A 19,040-nucleotide genomic window follows, 5' to 3' on the forward strand; every position below is an offset into this window, starting at 1 on the left:
AAATTAATCTGCTTTATAGCAATATATTTCCTTATCTCCGGTATTTACGGGTTTTAATACTAAAGGTTCTTCACCACCACCCTCAGTCTTGTTCATAAGACAACGATACCCAGAGAACGTATAATAATAATTGCCCTCGGGCATTAAATATCCTTTTGAAGTAGTATAAGTTTTATTATTTTCATCTACAGTAATGGGGACACTTTTCCAGGAGTTGGTTTGAGTATTAATGACACTCTCTGCAAACCCAGTAGAACCACATACAATAAGAACCGTGCCTATCATAATTTTTTTCATCATAATCTTCCTCAGTATTCTTAGGTGCTGGGTGAATCTATTAAGCGGTAGCACAAGAACGAGAAGCCTAATCGTATTAAAAGAGGCACCTCTTCTCGTTTACTAACTCTACGACTTAAAAGACACATTTGCTACTGCAAGTTTCTATTTACATCTGAGGGTTAAGGGCCACCTCGGGTAAGTAAAACAACAATGAGGACGATGAGTATTATTCCTACCCCACCACTGGGGTAATACCCCCACCCACTGCTATAAGGCCACGTAGGCAATACTGCAAGCAGAATAATGATTAACAGTAGTAAACTAAGATTCATTATGAACTCCCTATATTAACCGGCATAGAGACAAGTAAGTATCTATACGACTCCGATTTTCCTAAAGGCATGAGAAACTAAAAGTAAAAAAGTTCTCATCGTAATTATAGACAACTTGAGAGTTATGCAACCCAACACTTAGTGCTATTGACCTATATAATACCTAGCAGTCTTTGTTGATGGTGTAAATGTGATTGGAAATTGAGCATAGGTAATAAAATGGGTCTATAATTAGATTCTATGATACGCATGGAGGTGGTCATGAAATATTTTATTGCCTGGTTACTCGGCGTTCCGGTTAGCATTCTTCTTATTGTGTGGATATTTTCCCGCATTTTCTAAATTATAAAGCCAATGAAAATACAGTTAATGCACGACTATTTTTTCAACATACAGGAGTAATTCTTATGAATAAAGATATCTTTCAAGGAAAATGGGAAGAGGTAAAAGGTAAAATGAAACAGGCGTGGGGGAAGCTCACTGATGATGACTATACTGAAATTGAAGGAAATCATCAGGAAGTTTACGGTAAGTTACAAAAGCATTATGGGTATACTAAAGAGGAAGCAGAAAAGGCAGTTAAAGATTTTCAGAATAAATAATTTATTTTTTAAAAGGATTTAAATATGAAAAAATTAATAATGATTTTACTGGTATTAGGTACCTCTAGTCTTTATGCCGAGACCAAGACGGATTTGACAAAAAATTGGATTTGTACCACCAATGCGAGTAGCAGTGATGTGACTTCTGATAAGGCAGCAGACGATCAAATGGCGAAGCACCAAGATGCAGCTGCATCAAGTTTTGAATTTGCTGCTAAAAACTGTCGGGATTGCACCAAAATAACTTGTGAAGTCCAAGATTAATGGTAATTAATCCTACCCAAGGAGCATTAAAATGGAAAATCATAATATAGTAAAAGCTAGTGAAGTCACTGATGTAAAAGTACAGAATACTTCCGGAGAAGATATTGGGGAAATTAACGAAATTGTTCTCGATAAAATATCAGGACAAGTTAATTATTTGGTTTTAGATTTTGGTGGGTTTTTGAGTTTTGGAAATAAATTTTTTGCTATCCCCTGGAAGGCCTTTTCCTATGATAAGGAAGAAGATTGTTTTATTTTAAATGTTGCCAAGGAGCGATTACAGAATGCGCCTGGATTCGATAAAGAACAGTGGCCTAATTTCGCGGATCGGAGCGTAACAGAGTCTATTAACCAATATTACCAGTTATAACTCCTAGGGCTCTTCTGTAGAGCAGTTCCTCTATAAAGGCCACCATGAGAGTAGGATATCGATAATCCGACTTTTATAGGTGGCCTTGGAATGATTTGCATGGATTGGCGAAGAATAAAAAAGAAGCAACACGGGCTTGCCGTCCCTATTTATAATTCTTTAAATATTTTTTCGGAGATTGAAATTATGGATAATTTTAACCATTTTAAAGATGAAGTGAACGATAATGTCGAAGACATGCTTGAGAAAGCCAAAGAGAAAACCGAATGCATTAGTGATGCAATAAAGAAACAGGCTTGTGATGCTCAAAAAAATATAGAATCCAATTACGATGACCTGGTGGAGCAAATCAAAGAAAAACCGATTGCATCTATTCTTATTGCAGCAGGTGTTGGTTATCTGGTTTCAAAATTCTTAAGATAGATATAATGGAGTTAAAGCAGGCTCCTTTATGAAATCTGCTTTTCTTTAGTTTCCCTATTTATTCGTATATGCCAGTTTCTGGAGGTCAAGAAACTGGCAATAATAAAATTAGAAATCGAGGTGAGTCACTCCATTTCTTCATTTAATCCCTTCTCCCTCAAAAGATTCATGTTCCTTTTTGGATAACCACTGTAAAAAAATCCCTTTTAAATAATGAACTTTTTCCTTTAACATCAGAGCGTTCTCTTCAGAGATAACGGATTTCGCTTGATTAAACATTTCTTGCTCTTCATCTTTTACATGATGCTCTACAAGCTCTTTTAAGACGAGGACCTCAGTATTCCATTGTTCTTGACTTGCTGTATTTATTTTTTGGAGTTGCGCTTCCAGTTCTCGATGCTCCTGTTCTCCATGCTGTGCAATATCCCGTGTTTCAGGAAACTTTTCGAGCGCTCTATAAAAAATTTCTTGTTCGGCATGAGCATGAACTATTAACTCCTTATTAATCAAAGCAACAATCTCTCGCTTTCGTGACTCCAAAGTTGATTGCTCAAATAACTTAAATAAATGGGCAACTTTGTCATGATCCATTTTTAAATAATCATAAATATCCATAATTCCTCCTAAGGAGTCATAACCACTTTGATGCAACCATCTTGCTTTTCTTTAAATTTCAAATAGGCATCGGGAGCATCCGCTAACTTCATCCGGTGAGTAATAATTTTTGAGGGATCAATCTCATCTTTTAAAATTTTATCTAATAATAAAGGTAAATATCGTTGGACGTGGGTTTGTCCCATCCTAAAAGTTAATCCCTTATTCATCGCCATTCCCCAAGGAATATTATCGATTTTATCAATATATACTCCCGGTATAGAAATCGTTCCCGATTTTCCACAACATTGAATAGCTTCTCTGATTACATGGGCTCTATCGGTTTGTAAATAAGCGATTTGTTTGACTCTATCTACAATAGAATCCCATTTAGGACCCGTATGTGCTTCACACCCTACAGCATCAATACACCGTTCTGGACCTAAGCCTCGAGTCATGACCATCAATGCATCATAGACGTCCTCATCCTGAAAATTAATGGTCTCTGCATGTCCTAGTTGCTCAGCAAGCTCCAGACGTTCGGCGACACAATCAATTGCAATGACCCTAGCTGCTCCTAGCATCCAAGCACTTCGAATGGCAAATTGCCCCACAGGCCCACATCCCCATACCGCTACAGTATCCCCAGGTTGAATGGCACAATTCTCAGCGGCCATATATCCGGTAGGGAAAATATCTGACAAGAAAAGTACCTTTTCATCGGGAATGGAGGTAGGTACTTCAATTGGGCCAATATTGGAAAAAGGAACACGAACATATTCAGCCTGGCCTCCGGAAAACCCTCCCAAGAGATGAGAGTAACCAAACATCCCTGCTGGTGTTTGCCCTAATTGCTGGCGTGCAAATTCAGCATTAGGATTAGATAGCTCGCAACATGCATACAGCTTTTTCTTACAGAAATGGCATTTTCCACAGGAAATCGTGAAGGGAACCACGACTTTACTACCTACTTTAAGTTTATTTTTTCCAGAACCAAGCTCCACTACTTCGCCCATAAACTCATGGCCTAAAATATCTCCTTTTTGCATGCTAGGCATTAAGCCATCAAGTAAATGTAAATCCGAACCACAAATCGCAGTAGCGGTTACTTTAATTATGGCGTCGTATTCGTTAATGATTTGGGGATCTGGCACATTATCTACATGAATAGAATTTGCCCCATGCCAACAGAGTGCTTTCATAGGATTTCCTTATCATTGGACTTGAGTTAACACACATCAATTAATTGCTTGTTCCTCTATAAGCTTAGATGGAAACGGATGAAATCTATAATTTTTTACTTCTTTTTAACAACCTCTCTCCACCTTCACTTAAGTATGGATAGTAGATGTTAAGCATAGAAAATGATTATCTAATCAAAATGGACGTAGAGAATAGTCCTATAATATTCGCAAATAAATAAGTTAAAGGCGAAAGATTTTAATACTCGGGAAACATGCGTTACCACTGACACATGGGACATTACAATCATGCAGCTAAATAAAAAACGAACTAGGAATTCGTAAGGCTCGTTTGCTGTCGTGCTTGTGCGCAGCAACAATACACCTTGAGGAAAATAAGTCCTTAAGGCTGACGTCCTGTCAACTGCCGCTGCGCCAAACGATTTCATTATAGAAAAAATATTTGAATTAGCCAGTAAAAAGAGCTTAATTGTCTGCAAGATATTTCTTATTTCAAATTCTCGTATCACACATTAATTCAGTCTTTCCCCTTCCTCTTTTTGCTTTTACAAGGAATTGATTTCATTTTCTTATATTTAATTACATAAACTTCGTACCACCTCAATCAAACCCTAGTCGTTCGATTTTGACATATTTTGACTTACTCTCTATAACTTAAATGCGACCATTCTTTTCATTAAGAGACAGGCCGCTGGAAGACCACTTACGTGGCCTCGCCTCATATTCTCTCCTAGGAGAGAGAGCTATTTTCAGTTGGGCGAACAACTAATCCAAGGACTTTTAGACGCAAGTGGCTTAAGATCTTGAGCATGGTTCTCGTTAAGAGTGAATTCTTCCATGAATTATGAGCTCTGATTGTTCTGAAATACTTAATGTCATTTAATGACCTTTATTAAGAGTTCCCCTAATATGTAGCGCTGTAACACTTCCATCAATGAGGGATAGTTGTAGCAGGATAGTATGTTTTTGAATTTTGAGGGAAGGAATAGGTCGCCTCACTTCGTAAGGGAACCTTCTAAAACACTGCCTAACTCTTAAGAAGAGTTAGAGGAGTAAGGTGTAATTGGTAAGTTCCTTTTGTGTTCACTTTGAAAATACGCTGTAATAATTTTCTCATAAATCATATCAGCTACTGGTTTTCCCTCTAAAAAGGCATCTATTTGTGTGTATGTAACTCCATAAACATCTTCATCCAGACGTTGAGGCGCTAAAGTCTCTAAATCAGCAGTAGGTTTTTTATTCACCAGGGCGGAAGGAACCCCCATAAATAACCCTAACTCTCTCACACGCCCTTTAGTTAGCCCAGTTAATGGTGCTACATCACAAGCACCGTCTCCAAACTTAGTAAAAAATCCCATTACGGCTTCAGAGGCATGATCCGTTCCTATGACCAAACCTTGATGAGAACTCGCCAAAGCATATTGAACAACCATTCTTTGTCTTGCTTTAATATTACCTAAAATAAAGTCTTGTTGTGCGCTGGATGAAAATATATGAGAGGCTTTATGCATCGCATTAAGAATCGCATCACTACTTTCTTTAATGTTAATATTCAGGAGCTGATCCGGTTTAATGTAATCAATAGCCGCCTGGGCGTCCTCCTCATCGCTCTGGGTCCCATAAGGGAGCCTAACGGCGATGAAATAGGCTGGATAGGCATCTGCCCGTAACTCCTCCACGGCTTTTTGAGCTAAACGACCGGCAAGAGTTGAATCTATCCCACCACTAATTCCTAATATGAATGCTTTTTGACTAGTGGAACGCAAATAATTTTTTAAAAAATCGACTCGATTTTCTAACTCATACTCAACATTAAAAGAAGAACTTACTTTTAATGCCTCAATAATTATCTTTTGTAATTCCATTTTATTTATTTTCACCAAAAATCCTTAAAGATTGTTTAGTTAATGATTATTTCCACTCGAAGCAAATAAAATATCCTAAAAGCGATGAAGCACAAATCACAGAACTCATTCCGTGTTTGAAATCAACACTTCCATACATATGAGGGAAAACACCTCCGAAAAAGTATACATATGGAGGGTTAGCGAATACTATGGATATTAAGATTTCCTATAATGTTTATAACAGCACTCTTACTCTATTATTATGGTGTGATATGGACGATAAACAAATAAGTGATTTAATTAATTATCTTAAAAACCATGAATTAACTCTGGCAACTGCTGAATCCTGTACAGCAGGCGAAATAATAAGCACCCTTGCAAATCATGGAAATTGCGGCGATTGTATCTACATGGGCTATTTAGTCTATAGTAGCAAAGCGAAACAAAAGCATTTAGGTGTAAAAGAAGAAACCATTAAAAAATACTCGCTAACCAGTGAAGAAGTGGCTAAAGAAATGGCCCTTGGAGTCTTTCAAAATGAAGAAGTCAATTTTGCCATTGCAACCACTGGAATTATTGGCGATGAAAGCATGGATGGCATTAAACCAGGTACTGTCTGTTTCTCGTGGGGATTTAAAATCTCCAATAAATTGACTCTTTTTAGTGAAACTCAATTATTTAAGGGAACTTCAAGTGAGCGCTGTAAAAACGCTGTCTTTTATGCCTTATCAAAGGTAAAGTCCTATCATCAACAAGCGCACCAGGTGATTTAAACTTTTCCCTAACGTAAAAGTCATTGTGATTTTCCATGGATATCCTACTTCCTTCCCAGAATTCTAACTCCATAGGTAAAAAATAGTAAGAATAAAGCTCAAGAGGATGCATTATCATTTGAGAAATTTCTTATTTTTAGAGGTACTCAAGTGATTAAATCATTTTAAGATTGCTTATTGGCTTTTAAATTCTTACCAAATTTAGTTACTCCCTTCAGCTCCTACGACATAAGTCTTGTATGGACGTTATGGAGCCCATCATTCTGTACAACCTAGTCAACCAATCATATGTACAAATTTGACACAAATCGAATTAATATCTATACTTAAAATGCGACCACGTTCTTTTCATTAAGACACAGCCGCTGGAAGGCCACTTAGGTGGCCTTCGTCATTTCCCCTAATAGATTTGGAATTTTTCCCGCAGGAACTCTTGCATTCTGAGATAATTTAAAAATTAAACATGCATTTTGCGGAGTTTTATCAATAGGGAGTTTTTAAGTGCTGGCCAAACCTTACTAAATTCTCAAAGGCACTTTTTAGCCTTTAATAGTTCGAGGATCATGACCATGGCTATCTTTAGTTTGAATTTTTCCATTTTTCCCATGAATAATGAGCTCTGATTGTTCTTGAATACTTAAGGCGCGTGCTTTTGAAACAGCTTCTTTTTTGGTATCTAGGTGAGCAATGATACGAGATTTTCCCGCTTTTTTAATATTCCACCCACCTGCGGCATGAGGCAGTACATGATGTTCATTACGCATGTTTTTCTCCTAATTTCTTTTATTAAGTATAGCCTAGTTAATTCAGGATTAACTTAATCGCAAGTGGCTTCGGGAAGGTTGGTTATTCAATTGCTATTACGAAATCTGCTAAAATAATAGATGAATCATGGGTACGCATTCGTCATTTTTGTGATTGGCCTTTCAATAAGGGAGCATTTTATGGACAAGACAGCTGCCGAATTCATCCCTCAAACCTCCTCGTTAGCGAAATTAAAAAAGGCCGCTCAACATTGCCAAGGTTGTGATTTATATAAACACGCCACCCAAATAGTTTTTGGTGAGGGAAATCCTCATGCCCCTTTAATGTTGGTGGGAGAGCAACCCGGAAATAAGGAGGACCTATTAGGAAAACCATTTGTGGGTGGTGCTGGTCGCTTGTTGCACCAATTAGTAGAGGAACTCGATCTGGATGAAGACTTTATCTATTATACGAACAGTGTGAAACATTTTAAATTTGAACAAATAGGAAACAGACGACAACATCGCTCGCCCTCCGCCCCAGAAATACATGCATGCCATCCTTGGATAATCTCAGAGCTTAAAATAGTGCAACCTAAAGTAGTACTTTGTCTTGGTGCGACCGCTGCAAAATCATTAATTAGTCCCTCTTTTCATTTACAAAAGGAACGGGGAAATTTAATTGATAAGTCATCATATCAAATCCTAGCCACTTATCATCCTTCTGCTATTTTAAGGGCGAAAAGGTACCACCAAGACAAAGCCCTGCGTTCCGCGCTCAAAGCCGATTTACTGCTTGCTTATCAAACAGCTCATCATTAGAAAAGTTGCAGAGTAAGGTCAACTTTTCATCTTCTTCAATTAAGGCTCCTTGAAGCTCATATTCCTCCCCCCCTTAATTTCCAGGGATAAACTGGCGCACATAAAGAGAATAACTATACTATAGTCAAATTATCCCGGAGGCTTTTAAATAAATGAAGCTCCACGGCATGACATTAAGTCCGTCATAGATGTAATTGAATCGGAAGCAATTGCGTAATTTCCTATGGAATGGAGGCATTATGGCTAAATCACTATGGAAAGGCGAGATCTCTTTTGGGCTGGTCTCTATTCCTGTATCTTTAGTATCTGTTGAAGAGAACAACGACCTTAAATTTCATCTTCTTGACTCTAAAACCAACTCTCGAGTACGTTATCAACGTGTAAATGAAGATACCGGAAAAGAAGTTCCTTGGGAAAATATAGTAAAAGGATGGGAATACGAAAAAGGAAGTTACATTATTGTGGATGAAAGCGTCCTCCAAAAAGCGAGTCCTGATTTATTTAAATCAATAAATATTGATGAATTCGTGGATTTAAACGAGATAGATAATCTTTATTACTCAAAACCTTATTACCTGCAACCTGAAAGTAAAAACAAAAAAGCCTATGTACTTCTTCGTGAAGCACTTAAAAACACAAAAAAAGTAGGTGTTGCCAAAGTTATTATTCGCACCAAAGAGTCATTGAGTCTTATTATTCCTCATGAACACGCGCTACTTTTGTATTTAATCCACTTTTCCGATGAAATTCGTGAAGAGGAAGAAGTTAATGTTCCTCGCGATGAACTCAAAACCTATAAAGTTGCCGACAAAGAAATAAAAATGGCCGAGGCCTTAATTAAAGACATGGCCACCTCCTGGAATCCTGAAAAATACCATAATGAATATCGAGAAACGATGCAGAAATGGCTAGACAAAGAAACGCAGAAACTTAAAAAATCAGGCAAAAAGGTTTCAAAAACAGCAACACAAAGCAAAGATTCGGTGGTTGACTTCATCTCCTTGCTTAAAGAAAGTATGAAAAAAAAGAACCACAGTACTGAAAGGAAAACCAAAACGACAGGACGCACGAAACCAACAGATAAAAAGAAAAAAGCCAATTGAGCCAGGCTTTTTTAAAGTGGGCAACTGTTACCTATTCAAGACCTACTATGCTATCATGAGCAAAATAAAGTCATGTAAACATGAGCCACTTTAATTTAACGCCCTACCTTTTCCTCGTGTTGTAATGAAAACATATAACTTATCCGTTACTGAGTTAGCACTTCCTTCTCCTCGAGTAGGCAGTATTGATACCTATTCAGGTTTTAACCTGACGTCTCGGCTTGCGATAAAAGCCCATCAACAGGTTCAATTCCAACAAAGCAAATTGAATCCAAACTACACCCCAGAAGTAAATATCATCCAGCAATTTTCCTATAAAAGGTATCTTTTTAATATTTCCGGGAGAATGGATGGCATTTATCAGGAAGAGCCCCTTCGCATTGAAGAGATAAAAACCGCTTTTGACCCTCAGAAACTAATCGAGGTATTGGCAGATAACTATTTTACCCACCCGTATTGGCTGCAACTGCAAATCTATGGCTATATTCATTGGTTAAAAACCAAAACCATTCCTAAATTAAATTTATTAATTGTGTCCTTACGTAATAAAAAAACCTACCCCTTGGTTTTAGAGTTTAATAAAGAGGCCTTTGAAGAATGGTTAAATCGCCGCCTGGAAGAGCTCGTATTAGAAATCAAAGAATCAAAAAAGCGTATTAAGCGCCGTAAACAGCAAGGCAGCCTACTTTGTTTTCCTTTTGCGCAACCAAGACCCCATCAAAAGGAACTCATGGAATCCGTGGTGTATTCCATGACCAAGAAAAGGCCCATGCTCATTCAAGCCCCAACCGGTTTAGGCAAATCGATTGCTATTTTGTATCCCTCGTTAAAGGAGTCATTAAGCCGAGGACAAAAAACCCTCTATTTGACTCCGAAAAACAGCCAACACCAAGTGGCTTTAAATGTGGTGCATTTGCTTCAAGAAAAAGGCTCTTCGTGCTCCTCTATTACACTGACCGCTAAAAAAAAGTTGTGCATGAAAAAGGAACCGATTTGCACCACGAAACAATGTGAATTTGCCGAAAATCATTACACGAAATGCAGTAGTCATGAATTGTTAAAGAAGATTCAAAAAAAACAAAACTTAGATGCTTTTGTATTCAAAGAACTGGCAGTGATCTATCAAGTATGTCCTTATGAACTCCAGATGCAGAGTATTGCTCTTGCCGATGTGGTAATTGGAGACTACAACTACGTCTTTTCATCAATGAATACCCAGCCTCAGGTGGTCGGAATGCAATTGGGTGAACATGAAAAACCAAATTTAGTCATTGATGAGGTACATAATTTACCGAGCCGCGGTATGGATTATTTTTCTCCGGTATTGGAGGTAGCCTTTTTTGAGCGCTATTTAGAGGCTCTGGATAGATACCCTCACCCCTTTCAGAAAAAACTTACGAAAATAATCAATCAATGCATCACCATTATTGATGGCTGTGCGCTGCCTAACGTTGATGAGCCGCATGTCACAAAGGTTTCAGAAGAGGCTTTTAAGAAGCAAGAAGAAAAATTAAATCAACTGCTTACTGATTATTTAGAATCAGATTTAATTATTGAAAACGACGATCCAATTTTAAAATTATTTAATTACTGGTCTGATTTTACCGCCGCATTGGAATGTGTGAACCAAGGAGGAGATGAATTTTTTATTTCATTCCATCCCAAACATCATGCCTTAAAAATTAGCTGTTGTGATGCGTCCAGCTTTCTAAAAGAGCAGTACATTCATTTTCAACAAGTGATTGGTTTTTCAGCCACGTTAAAACCCTTTGAGTACTACAGTCAGCTCATTGGATTAAATACCGCCTCGTTACATACGGAGGAATTTTCCTCTCCCTTTTCACCCAATAACCGTAAATTGCTTATTATTCCTCAGGTCTCCACTAAATACCGCGATAGAAAATCAAATGGCCCTAAAATCATTGAAGTCATTGTTCGACTCTCGGCGCTAAAGCCCGGAAATTATTTTGTATTTTTCCCAAGTTTCGAATTTTTAGAGCAAATTTACACACAAATGCCTAGTCTTCCGCAATTTACACTGATACGGCAAGAACGCCGAATGGACGCACTAGAAACAAACGCCCTCCTCAAACAACTACATCACAAAGGGAAACATCATTTATTTTTTGCCGTCCAAGGGGGGATATTTTCCGAAGGCATTGATTACATTGGTGAGCTTGCTATTGGTGCCTTTATCGTAGGACCTCCTCTTCCCTCTTTTGATTGGGAACGCGAACACATGAAACGCTATTACGAAACGCATTATAAACAGGGCCAAGAATATGCCTATACTTATCCTGCCATGGCCAAAGCCATTCAATCCGCAGGAAGGGTCATTCGCAGTGAAACAGACCGAGGCTTAATTGTATTAATGGATAATCGTTTTCTTCAATCCCCATACAGTCAATGTATGCCCAAAGATTGGTTTTCTGAACAACCACAAGAACTCATTTCCACCTCGATCATCAATGATGTGCAATCCTTCTGGAATCAAACCTATTCGAATAATCATTTAGAATCACCCAACAAAGAAACTCAATCAGAGGCCTAATTGGAAATGACTGAACTCAGCCATAAAAAAATTCTCATCCTCGATTGTCAAACAACGGGAATGCATCCGAGCACCGGCAAACTATTACAAATAGGATGGAGTGTTTTTGACCCCAATTCATTGAGTGTTCTTGAGATTCAAAAACGAACCCTTAAACTGGATGAGGAGTTAATTCCGAACAAAATTAAGAAAATGCTTCATCTTACTGAAGCAGATATCGAGCACAGTACTGAATCTCAACAGGTTTTTAATCAATTGCAGCAGGCTTTAACTGAGCTCGGACCAGAACCCATAGTAATCGCGCATTATGCGCAATTTGAAAAAAGCTTTTTAAAGCAATTTTATTTAGAGCATGCGCAAACACAAGAGTTAAATTTTAAATTACTCTGCTCGCAAAAAATTGCGAAACGCCTCTTACCCCATCTCCCCAGTCACAATTTAAAAGCGATTGCCGGGCATTATAAATGGCCCAACACCCCAAAAAATGAAATTATCTCTCATGTGTCCATGACCCTGTATGTGTGGCAGCAGCTGTTGCCTAAGCTTCTGGAGGCCAATATATCCTGCTATTCAAGCATTGAAACCTGGTTAACCTTGAAGCCCTCGGAAAAGAAAGCCATTCGTTATGAATACAACATTGAGCGACTGGAACGGCTAAATATTTCGGTTAAGCCAGGTGTCTACCGTATGCTGGCTGAAGATGGCGCTATTTTATACATCGGGAAAGCAACCTCATTAAAAGCACGAGTGAATTCCTATTTTCGCGGAGTTAAAAATCGAGACCGCCGCAAGTTAGAAATGCTCGCTCAAGTCTGGGACATTGAAACCATTGAGTGTGATACCCCTTTAGAGGCAGCATTACTTGAATCGGATGAAATAAAAAAATGCTCACCTCCATACAATGTGTTACTCACATTAGAGCGCCCAAGCCTCATTTTTTATGATTACGAATACAAAGAATTTTCGAAGCAACGTGATGCAACCTATATGAATGGCCCTCATAAGCATCAGGATGCCCTAACCTGGTTAAAAGAGTTAATCCATGCGTTAAAAAACCATGATGCAATTGAGTATGGGCAGGAGCCTATTCACGCGGAACACCTAAAAAGTGGGTGGCACCTTTTTTTAAAAAGGCACCATTTAGAGCATCTCGCCATTGAAGAACTAGGCCTACGCTCCTGCCTATACCTGGGATACGCGCTATTAAATCAGTTTGAACGAACTCATGGAAAGGGAACCTTTCAAAAATGGTGGAGTAATGAAAAGAAGCAAAACCCGGAAGAGGATTTGGTTTTGGAAGAGCAAATAGCGCGAAAAATAGCACGTATTTTTTTACGCGCCGCGGAAGCCCGGCGTAAAAGCAAAATGATTTCGCGTTTATATAATTCCACCGTAATGATTCAATCATCCCAAAAGAAATTGAAGATAGTGAATGGAGAGATTCTTAACTCAAACTCGACACCCTCTGAAGAAGCCCCCAATTTTGAACTCGCTCACTATGACCGCTTATCTATTTTGCTCTCCGCATTAAATAGCAAGGCCGCGATGTTGATTTCTGACTAATGTGTACCTACAACCAATCTACACTAATTAGCAATACGACTCATTGAACTCAAAGAGCGGCAATTGAATGCCCTCATGAATGTGATGCTGCTTTAATTTAATCCCAATCCCCACTAATCGCACGGGCATATTCTTTCTTAAAAATCCCTCGTGAATTAGTTGACTGAACACGGCCACATCAAGTCGCTCATGCACCATTTCTACTGTTGTTTGTTGAAAATCACTAAATTTTAACTTAACAAACACATTATGGATGCCTAAGGGGCCTGCTCGTTCAATCCGCCCCTGCAAACGCGTTATGAGCTCAGGAAGTGCTGCAAGACAGGTGCCGACATCGGGTAAGTCCTGTAAATACGTTTCTTCCACACTAATGGATTTACGAATGCGTTCGGGATTGACCGGGCGTTCATCTATCCCTCGCGCCAACTCATACAGCCGATGTCCCATAATTCCGAACGCGCTGACTAAATGCTCCCGCGAGTAATAGTGTAAATCACTGCAGGTTTGAATGTTCAACGCCTGCAGCTTTTCTTCTAATTTAGGCCCCACACCAAAGAGTTTGCGTACCGGTAAATCCACCATAAACGCGGCTTAATGACTTTCTGCCCATTCGGCTTGTGCCAATCGCTCGCAATTTTTGCCAAACTTTTATTGGGGGCAATGCCTGCACTGGCCGTTAATTGCCGCGTCTTAAAAATCCGCTCTCGAATTTCTTGGGCAATCCAAGTCGCACTGCCTTGGCACTGGCTTGATTCGGTCACATCCAAATAGGCTTCATCCAAAGACAAAGGCTCAATTAAATCGGTGTATTCTGCAAAGAGATCCCGAATGTACTGGCTTTCCTGCCGGTACACCTCCATGCGCACCGGTCGTAAGATGAGGTTGCGACACAGCTTACGTGCCTTAGCAGTAGGCATTGCCGAGCGCACGCCAAAGGCGCGTGCAGCATAATTACATGTGGCAATAACCCCGCGCCGGTCGGCCTCACCACCCACCGCAATCGGTCGATGGGCGAGCTCTGGAAAATCACGCATTTCAATGGCGGCATAAAAGCAGTCCATGTCAATGTGAATGATTTTACGATTAGAGGTCATACCCGTTAAGCCCCCTCACCACAACGCACTTGAGGCACATCCGTCCAGCGAGTGGTATACGCGGGCGACTTAAGCTCAGCGCGCATCGCCCACGGCTTGGAGTAGCCTTCAGCGGCTAGATGAATGGTGCTGCGTCCATACTTGGCATTAATTCGGTCAAGTACACTCATTAGCTGCTCCGTGCTCTCTAGTTGCTCTTCAGAAGGCTGATGGAACATATCCAATTGCCTTGGGTCTTTGGGAATTAAATCTTCCAGGCATACCCCTGCTTTTTTATAGAAATAACCTGGCTTGAAAATTCGGCGCAGGCAGCGTTTAGCGATTTTAGTGATTAGGCGCACATCATCAGTGGGATTAATCAGTCGAAACTCCATGGCCTGAAAGTGCTGCGCTAAATCTTCACGAAATCGATTCGTGTGCACAAACACAGACATCCGTTGTGCAACTAATCCTTGTCCGCGCATTTTCTCCACCGCCCGTGCACAGTGGCTGCTCACGGATTCTGCTATAGCGGCTAACTCGGTTTGCATCGCCCCAAAACTTTTAGAGGACATAATGCTTTGCTTAGGCTCTATCTCCTCCAAGCCGCCACAGGCAATGCCCTGCAACTCCATGGCGGTACGCATCAGCACCACATTAAAGCTCTTTTTTAGATGGTGAGGATTAGCGCAAGCAAGGTCGTATGCGGTGTTCATTCCTCGAGCGATTAATTTATTTTCCCATTTTCGTCCTATTCCCCACACATCACCTACGCCAATTTTTTTTAACCAGGCTTCTCGTTGCGAGGTGATGTTAAATACAGGCACTTTTAATACTTTTTTACACAGATAATTGGCTACTTTGGCTAAGGTTTTGGTGGGGCCAATGCCAATGGACGTCGGAATTCCGGTATGTTTTAAAATTCTTTTCTGTAAGTTCTGGCAAAAAGTATCATGCAGTGCCACAGGCAAGCTGCTTAAATCAATGAATGCCTCATCAATCGAATACACTTCCAGATGCGGCCAGAACTCCTCGATAGTGCACATCACTCTGTGGCTGATGTTGCCATAAAGCGTGTAGTTTGATGAAAAGGCTTTTACTCCATGTTGCTTACATAAATGTTTCATCTTAAAGTAGGGCTCGCCCATTGCAATACCCAGCGCTTTCGCTTCATTGGAACGCGCGATACAACAGCCATCGTTGTTCGAAAGCACCACGATAGGTACTTCTCGCAAGTCGGGGCGAAACAAACGCTCACAGCTCGCATAAAAGTTATTGCAATCAATTAGGGCAAACATCTTATAAAGGCTCGTGCAAAACCAGGGTAACCACACCCCAAATTACCATCTCACTTTCTTCCGTTATATCGATGGGTTGAAATTGCGGATTGGCCGGTAACAATTGCACCCGCCCTCCTCGCTTTGACAGTCGCTTCACGGTGAGCTCACCATTGACTGCGGCAATCACAATTCGCCCATCTGTCGGTGCAATACTGCGGTCAACAATCAGATAGGCACCGGAAAAAATTCCCGCATCAATCATGGAGTCTCCCGTCGCTTGCAAGACGAACGTTGCCGACGGATTATGAATAAATTGGGTATTTAAGTCCAAATACCCTTCAATGTAGTCATCCGCGGGGGATGGAAAACCTGCTTGGACTTTACTTGAAAACACCGGGAGTTCATAATTAGCCCCCTCCTTCAACCGCTCAACTTGAGCAACTAAGGATACGGGCACCCGGACTGTTTTTGTAGGCTCGCCCTTAGGTCGTCCTGAGCCAACTCGTGCTCCACCTCGTGACATGATTTCTCTTATTTTTGATTTACGTTACAGATATCATAGACAGGAAGAAACACGCTGTAAAGCCCACCAACTACCTTGGCAAATTAAAGCATGAGCTAAGTGTTGGGGAGTATTAGAAAAAATGGGGTAAAATTTTTTTATTTAAGCAAAGGCTCTATAGCTAAAGGATGGTTAAAATCCGCTTTATTCATTAAGGTCGAGACACGATACCCTTCCAAATCATCGTGAGGATAGGGTCTTAACAAAGCCAGTAAGCTCTCTTTGGAATACTGGGAGTTATCAAGCCAGATGCTTTGCGCCTCCTCATCCAAAATAACCGGCATTCGATGATGAACAGGCTCCATTATTGAATTAGCCTCAGTAGTAATGAGGCAACAAGAATGAATCACCTCCTCCTCAGATTGCCAGGTATCCCATAGGGCTGCTACTGCCAACAAATCCTCATTTTTTTTATGGAAAAAGTAGGGTTGCTTTATGCCGTTCTCCTCATGCCATTCGTAAAACCCACTCATGGGCATCAGCGCGCGCTTGGATTTCATGGCATTACGAAATGCTGGTTTTTCAAAAAGTGTTTCCGCACGCGCATTAATCAAGCTTCCTATTTTTTTTCTATCGCGGGTCCATGAAGGAATTAATCCCCAATGCAACAGCACACCTTGCAATTCATCTACACTGGTTTTGACGAGACAAACCACATCAGCCCCCGGAGCAATATTAAAGCGAGGAGTAATTTCAACTGAATTGGATAAATGAAATTGGTACCTTAACTTCTCATAAGAAGCCACGTAAGCAAATCGCCCACACATGCGTTTCACCTTTTGGGAACGATACACTGAGTATAGTTCGGAATTCAACCTCTTAGAGTAAGGAGATTTATAACAGGAAGGTGGAAATGAAATGAGGCATGCAATCCGAAACCAAAGGCCACCAAGTGGCCTTTGCTGTCTTTATTATCGCTTTACGTATGTAGACCCTTTTCCCCACTCGGTTATATAAGGATTGGGATATCCCTCAATTTGAGCCACTTGACTTGCCCATTGATACTCCCACGCAGTCGGTGGGAATTGTTTATTCCACGCTCGAAATAATTGCTCTTGTTGTTTGCTTAAGGGCAGCGTGTAATGTTCGGACATGAATAAGTAAGCCCGTGCTACCATGCCTTTAGAGTCATCAGAAGGCTCAACCCGTCGGGAAGATTTATCTATTTTAATTGAACACCCAAGATAGTCTTCTAGTTGCGGCAAAACGCCAAATCGATAATTTGAGCGAGCTTGATTAATAACCCCTGACTCAATAGCTAAATTGTAGAGTTCTGCTTCGATGTGACGATAGCGCTCATCACTTTTTTGACAACATTTTCGCCCTTTAAACGCCCTGCCTTGTTTATCAAGACAAATTGGTTCACGCCAACATTTAAATTGCTGTCCAAAATGTTCCGCAGCCATCATGTGCTCTACCTCGGTGCGATGCGCCCTTTTTTTATTGACTGCTTCTTGCATCCCGCACGAATTGAGATCAACCGTTTTTCCCTCAAAGGAACAACCACAATAAATTGTTCTTGGATGCGCTTCAAATAATTGGGTTACGATTTTTTTTGCTTGGGCAAATGAATTAGGAGAATCGGCAAATACCAGGCTACTGCAAAAAAGGAAGATATATATTAAATAACGCATGATCGTATTCATCAAAATAAGAGGGATGCAGTGTACATTAAATGACGAATACATATCATTTTTTTTAGGTATCAATACGCTAGTATAAAAACCTAAAATTTCAAGCTATTATTTAATTTTATTTTTTGCTATCATCACCTAGCCCAATGAAAATAAACGCTTTTTCCTGTGAATAACTCTTCTATCTGGTAGCCCTTTTCTCCTCATATCATCAAGGTATCCGTGATTAAAACACTGAATTCATGCTACCTAAAATCCCGAAGAGAAAGCGGTTGTTTTTAAAAAATATCCACAAATTCTGTGGATAACTCTGTGTGTAGACCTTGAAGAACACCATTTTACGCGATTTAGTGCTCATGAGAGAGAATACGTCAGAAAGAACACGTTTCATAAAGGTCTATTCTTTGGAGATAAAACGCGTAATAATCTTTGGTGCAAGTAGCCTATAAGGAATGTTAATTTGAGTATCATCACTTTTCAGTCCACCTTCGAGCATGATGGTGTGTCAACCCCCATAACCCTCTACGTCCATCATCGTTATTATAAAAAAAGGACACACCGCCACCTTAATCAGGACCCTGAATTTGGTTCGGTAAAAATTAGTGTCATTCATCACGGTGGTCTGGAAATAGCCTTTTCATCACTATCTATCGAAGAGCAGATTCGCCTACGCCACGAAAGCTGGAAGTACATACTCAATCATCGCACGTAACCTGTTCTTTCATTTGCTGCTTTCTGATGAAAATTTCCTCACGATCCACTCCTATTCCCCTGGGAGCTGTGATGCCCAACTTAATATTCCCATCCTGGGCGCGAAAAGGTGAAATTTCAATTTTTTGATTGTCTTTAACAATAATAAGTTTGCCTTCAAACTCAATATTTGTGAGTTCCATGATTTTAGCTCGCTTTAAATTTCCGTAGAGCGATTGTATCGAAACCCCATACCCTCAGCAACACGCAAAAAACAGGACCTAGACAATCCACATGCTCGTAGCATGAATCAATCACATCAAGCCATAAACT

Annotated in this window: 21 protein-coding genes and 1 pseudogene; 10 read left to right on the top strand and 12 right to left on the bottom strand. The window is 40.0% G+C overall.

Going from position 1 to position 19,040, the window contains the following annotated elements; genetic code table 11:
- Positions 1 to 3 precede the first annotated feature (3 nt).
- Positions 4 to 300, bottom strand: a complete 297-nt coding sequence (locus ACD661_RS15425) for a hypothetical protein (RefSeq protein WP_400188764.1) — start codon at positions 298 to 300, stop codon at positions 4 to 6.
- A 158-nt stretch (positions 301 to 458) separates the two neighbouring features.
- Positions 459 to 611: a DUF3309 family protein gene (locus ACD661_RS15430; protein ID WP_400187994.1), complete on the bottom strand. Its 153-nt coding sequence runs from the start codon at positions 609 to 611 to the stop codon at positions 459 to 461.
- 407 nt (positions 612 to 1,018) lie between these two features.
- On the opposite strand from ACD661_RS15430, the gene ACD661_RS15435 reads away from it, so the two are divergent.
- The 4 genes from ACD661_RS15435 to ACD661_RS15450 all read left to right on the top strand — a co-directional run bounded on the left by ACD661_RS15435 (position 1,019) and on the right by ACD661_RS15450 (position 2,270).
- Positions 1,019 to 1,213 carry a CsbD family protein gene (locus tag ACD661_RS15435; protein ID WP_400188759.1) on the top strand — a complete coding sequence of 65 codons (195 nt, stop codon included), beginning with the start codon at positions 1,019 to 1,021 and terminating at the stop codon, positions 1,211 to 1,213.
- 24 nt (positions 1,214 to 1,237) lie between these two features.
- Positions 1,238 to 1,477: a hypothetical protein gene (locus ACD661_RS15440; protein WP_400188758.1), complete on the top strand. Its 240-nt coding sequence runs from the start codon at positions 1,238 to 1,240 to the stop codon at positions 1,475 to 1,477.
- 31 nt (positions 1,478 to 1,508) lie between these two features.
- On the top strand, positions 1,509 to 1,847 hold the full coding sequence (locus ACD661_RS15445) for a PRC-barrel domain-containing protein (RefSeq protein WP_400188765.1): 339 nt from the start codon (positions 1,509 to 1,511) through the stop codon (positions 1,845 to 1,847).
- Positions 1,848 to 1,946: 99 nt separating this feature from the next.
- Entirely contained in the window at positions 1,947 to 2,270 is a 324-nt protein-coding gene (locus ACD661_RS15450) for a hypothetical protein (protein ID WP_400188766.1), read from the top strand.
- A 138-nt stretch (positions 2,271 to 2,408) separates the two neighbouring features.
- Here the strand turns inward: ACD661_RS15450 and ACD661_RS15455 are convergent, their stop codons facing one another.
- The 3 genes from ACD661_RS15455 to nadE form a co-directional block, all read right to left on the bottom strand.
- Complete coding sequence (locus tag ACD661_RS15455) at positions 2,409 to 2,885, bottom strand: hemerythrin domain-containing protein (RefSeq protein WP_400188767.1); 477 nt, start codon at positions 2,883 to 2,885, stop codon at positions 2,409 to 2,411.
- 8 nt (positions 2,886 to 2,893) lie between these two features.
- Entirely contained in the window at positions 2,894 to 4,066 is a 1,173-nt protein-coding gene (locus tag ACD661_RS15460) for a zinc-dependent alcohol dehydrogenase (protein ID WP_400188768.1), read from the bottom strand.
- Positions 4,067 to 5,100: 1,034 nt separating this feature from the next.
- Positions 5,101 to 5,946 (bottom strand): ammonia-dependent NAD(+) synthetase, encoded by an 846-nt coding sequence (nadE, locus tag ACD661_RS15465; RefSeq protein ID WP_400188769.1) that lies wholly within the window; start codon positions 5,944 to 5,946, stop codon positions 5,101 to 5,103.
- Positions 5,947 to 6,185: 239 nt separating this feature from the next.
- Between nadE and ACD661_RS15470 the strand changes: the two genes are divergently transcribed.
- Positions 6,186 to 6,686, top strand: coding sequence for a CinA family protein (locus ACD661_RS15470; protein WP_400188770.1), 501 nt, complete (start codon positions 6,186 to 6,188; stop codon positions 6,684 to 6,686).
- Positions 6,687 to 7,225: 539 nt separating this feature from the next.
- Here ACD661_RS15470 and ACD661_RS15475 read toward each other — a convergent pair.
- Positions 7,226 to 7,450, bottom strand: coding sequence for a DUF2188 domain-containing protein (locus ACD661_RS15475; RefSeq protein WP_400188771.1), 225 nt, complete (start codon positions 7,448 to 7,450; stop codon positions 7,226 to 7,228).
- Positions 7,451 to 7,630: 180 nt separating this feature from the next.
- Between ACD661_RS15475 and ACD661_RS15480 the strand changes: the two genes are divergently transcribed.
- From ACD661_RS15480 to ACD661_RS15495, 4 genes are all read left to right on the top strand, one after another.
- Positions 7,631 to 8,251, top strand: coding sequence for a UdgX family uracil-DNA binding protein (locus tag ACD661_RS15480; RefSeq protein ID WP_400188772.1), 621 nt, complete (start codon positions 7,631 to 7,633; stop codon positions 8,249 to 8,251).
- A 239-nt stretch (positions 8,252 to 8,490) separates the two neighbouring features.
- The gene (gene ku, locus ACD661_RS15485; RefSeq protein ID WP_400188773.1) at positions 8,491 to 9,354 is read left to right on the top strand and encodes a non-homologous end joining protein Ku; all 864 of its coding nucleotides are present in this window, start codon (positions 8,491 to 8,493) and stop codon (positions 9,352 to 9,354) included.
- A 124-nt stretch (positions 9,355 to 9,478) separates the two neighbouring features.
- Positions 9,479 to 11,905 carry an ATP-dependent DNA helicase gene (locus ACD661_RS15490; RefSeq protein ID WP_400188774.1) on the top strand — a complete coding sequence of 809 codons (2,427 nt, stop codon included), beginning with the start codon at positions 9,479 to 9,481 and terminating at the stop codon, positions 11,903 to 11,905.
- Between the two features lie 6 nt (positions 11,906 to 11,911).
- Positions 11,912 to 13,468 (top strand): GIY-YIG nuclease family protein, encoded by a 1,557-nt coding sequence (locus ACD661_RS15495; RefSeq protein WP_400188775.1) that lies wholly within the window; start codon positions 11,912 to 11,914, stop codon positions 13,466 to 13,468.
- A gap of 27 nt (positions 13,469 to 13,495) precedes the next feature.
- Here the strand turns inward: ACD661_RS15495 and dinB are convergent.
- The 5 genes and pseudogenes from dinB to ACD661_RS15520 form a co-directional block, all read right to left on the bottom strand.
- Positions 13,496 to 14,562 (bottom strand): annotated as a pseudogene (dinB, locus tag ACD661_RS15500) (DNA polymerase IV).
- 5 nt (positions 14,563 to 14,567) lie between these two features.
- Positions 14,568 to 15,839 carry a Y-family DNA polymerase gene (locus ACD661_RS15505; RefSeq protein WP_400188776.1) on the bottom strand — a complete coding sequence of 424 codons (1,272 nt, stop codon included), beginning with the start codon at positions 15,837 to 15,839 and terminating at the stop codon, positions 14,568 to 14,570.
- A 1-nt stretch (position 15,840) separates the two neighbouring features.
- A complete protein-coding gene (locus ACD661_RS15510) occupies positions 15,841 to 16,344 on the bottom strand; it encodes a LexA family protein (protein WP_400188777.1) in 504 nt (167 codons plus the stop codon).
- 137 nt (positions 16,345 to 16,481) lie between these two features.
- The gene (locus tag ACD661_RS15515) at positions 16,482 to 17,150 is read right to left on the bottom strand and encodes an SOS response-associated peptidase (RefSeq protein WP_400188778.1); all 669 of its coding nucleotides are present in this window, start codon (positions 17,148 to 17,150) and stop codon (positions 16,482 to 16,484) included.
- A 144-nt stretch (positions 17,151 to 17,294) separates the two neighbouring features.
- Complete coding sequence (locus ACD661_RS15520) at positions 17,295 to 18,017, bottom strand: endonuclease (RefSeq protein WP_400188779.1); 723 nt, start codon at positions 18,015 to 18,017, stop codon at positions 17,295 to 17,297.
- Positions 18,018 to 18,477: 460 nt separating this feature from the next.
- Between ACD661_RS15520 and ACD661_RS15525 the strand changes: the two genes are divergently transcribed.
- Positions 18,478 to 18,729 carry a hypothetical protein gene (locus ACD661_RS15525; protein ID WP_400188780.1) on the top strand — a complete coding sequence of 84 codons (252 nt, stop codon included), beginning with the start codon at positions 18,478 to 18,480 and terminating at the stop codon, positions 18,727 to 18,729.
- Here the strand turns inward: ACD661_RS15525 and ACD661_RS15530 are convergent.
- Positions 18,713 to 18,910, bottom strand: a complete 198-nt coding sequence (locus tag ACD661_RS15530; protein WP_400188781.1) for a carbon storage regulator — start codon at positions 18,908 to 18,910, stop codon at positions 18,713 to 18,715. The genes ACD661_RS15525 and ACD661_RS15530 overlap by 17 nt on opposite strands.
- Between the last annotated feature and the right edge of the window lie 130 nt (positions 18,911 to 19,040).

The organism is Legionella lytica (genome assembly GCF_044626755.1).
Taxonomy (GTDB): domain Bacteria; phylum Pseudomonadota; class Gammaproteobacteria; order Legionellales; family Legionellaceae; genus Legionella; species Legionella lytica_A.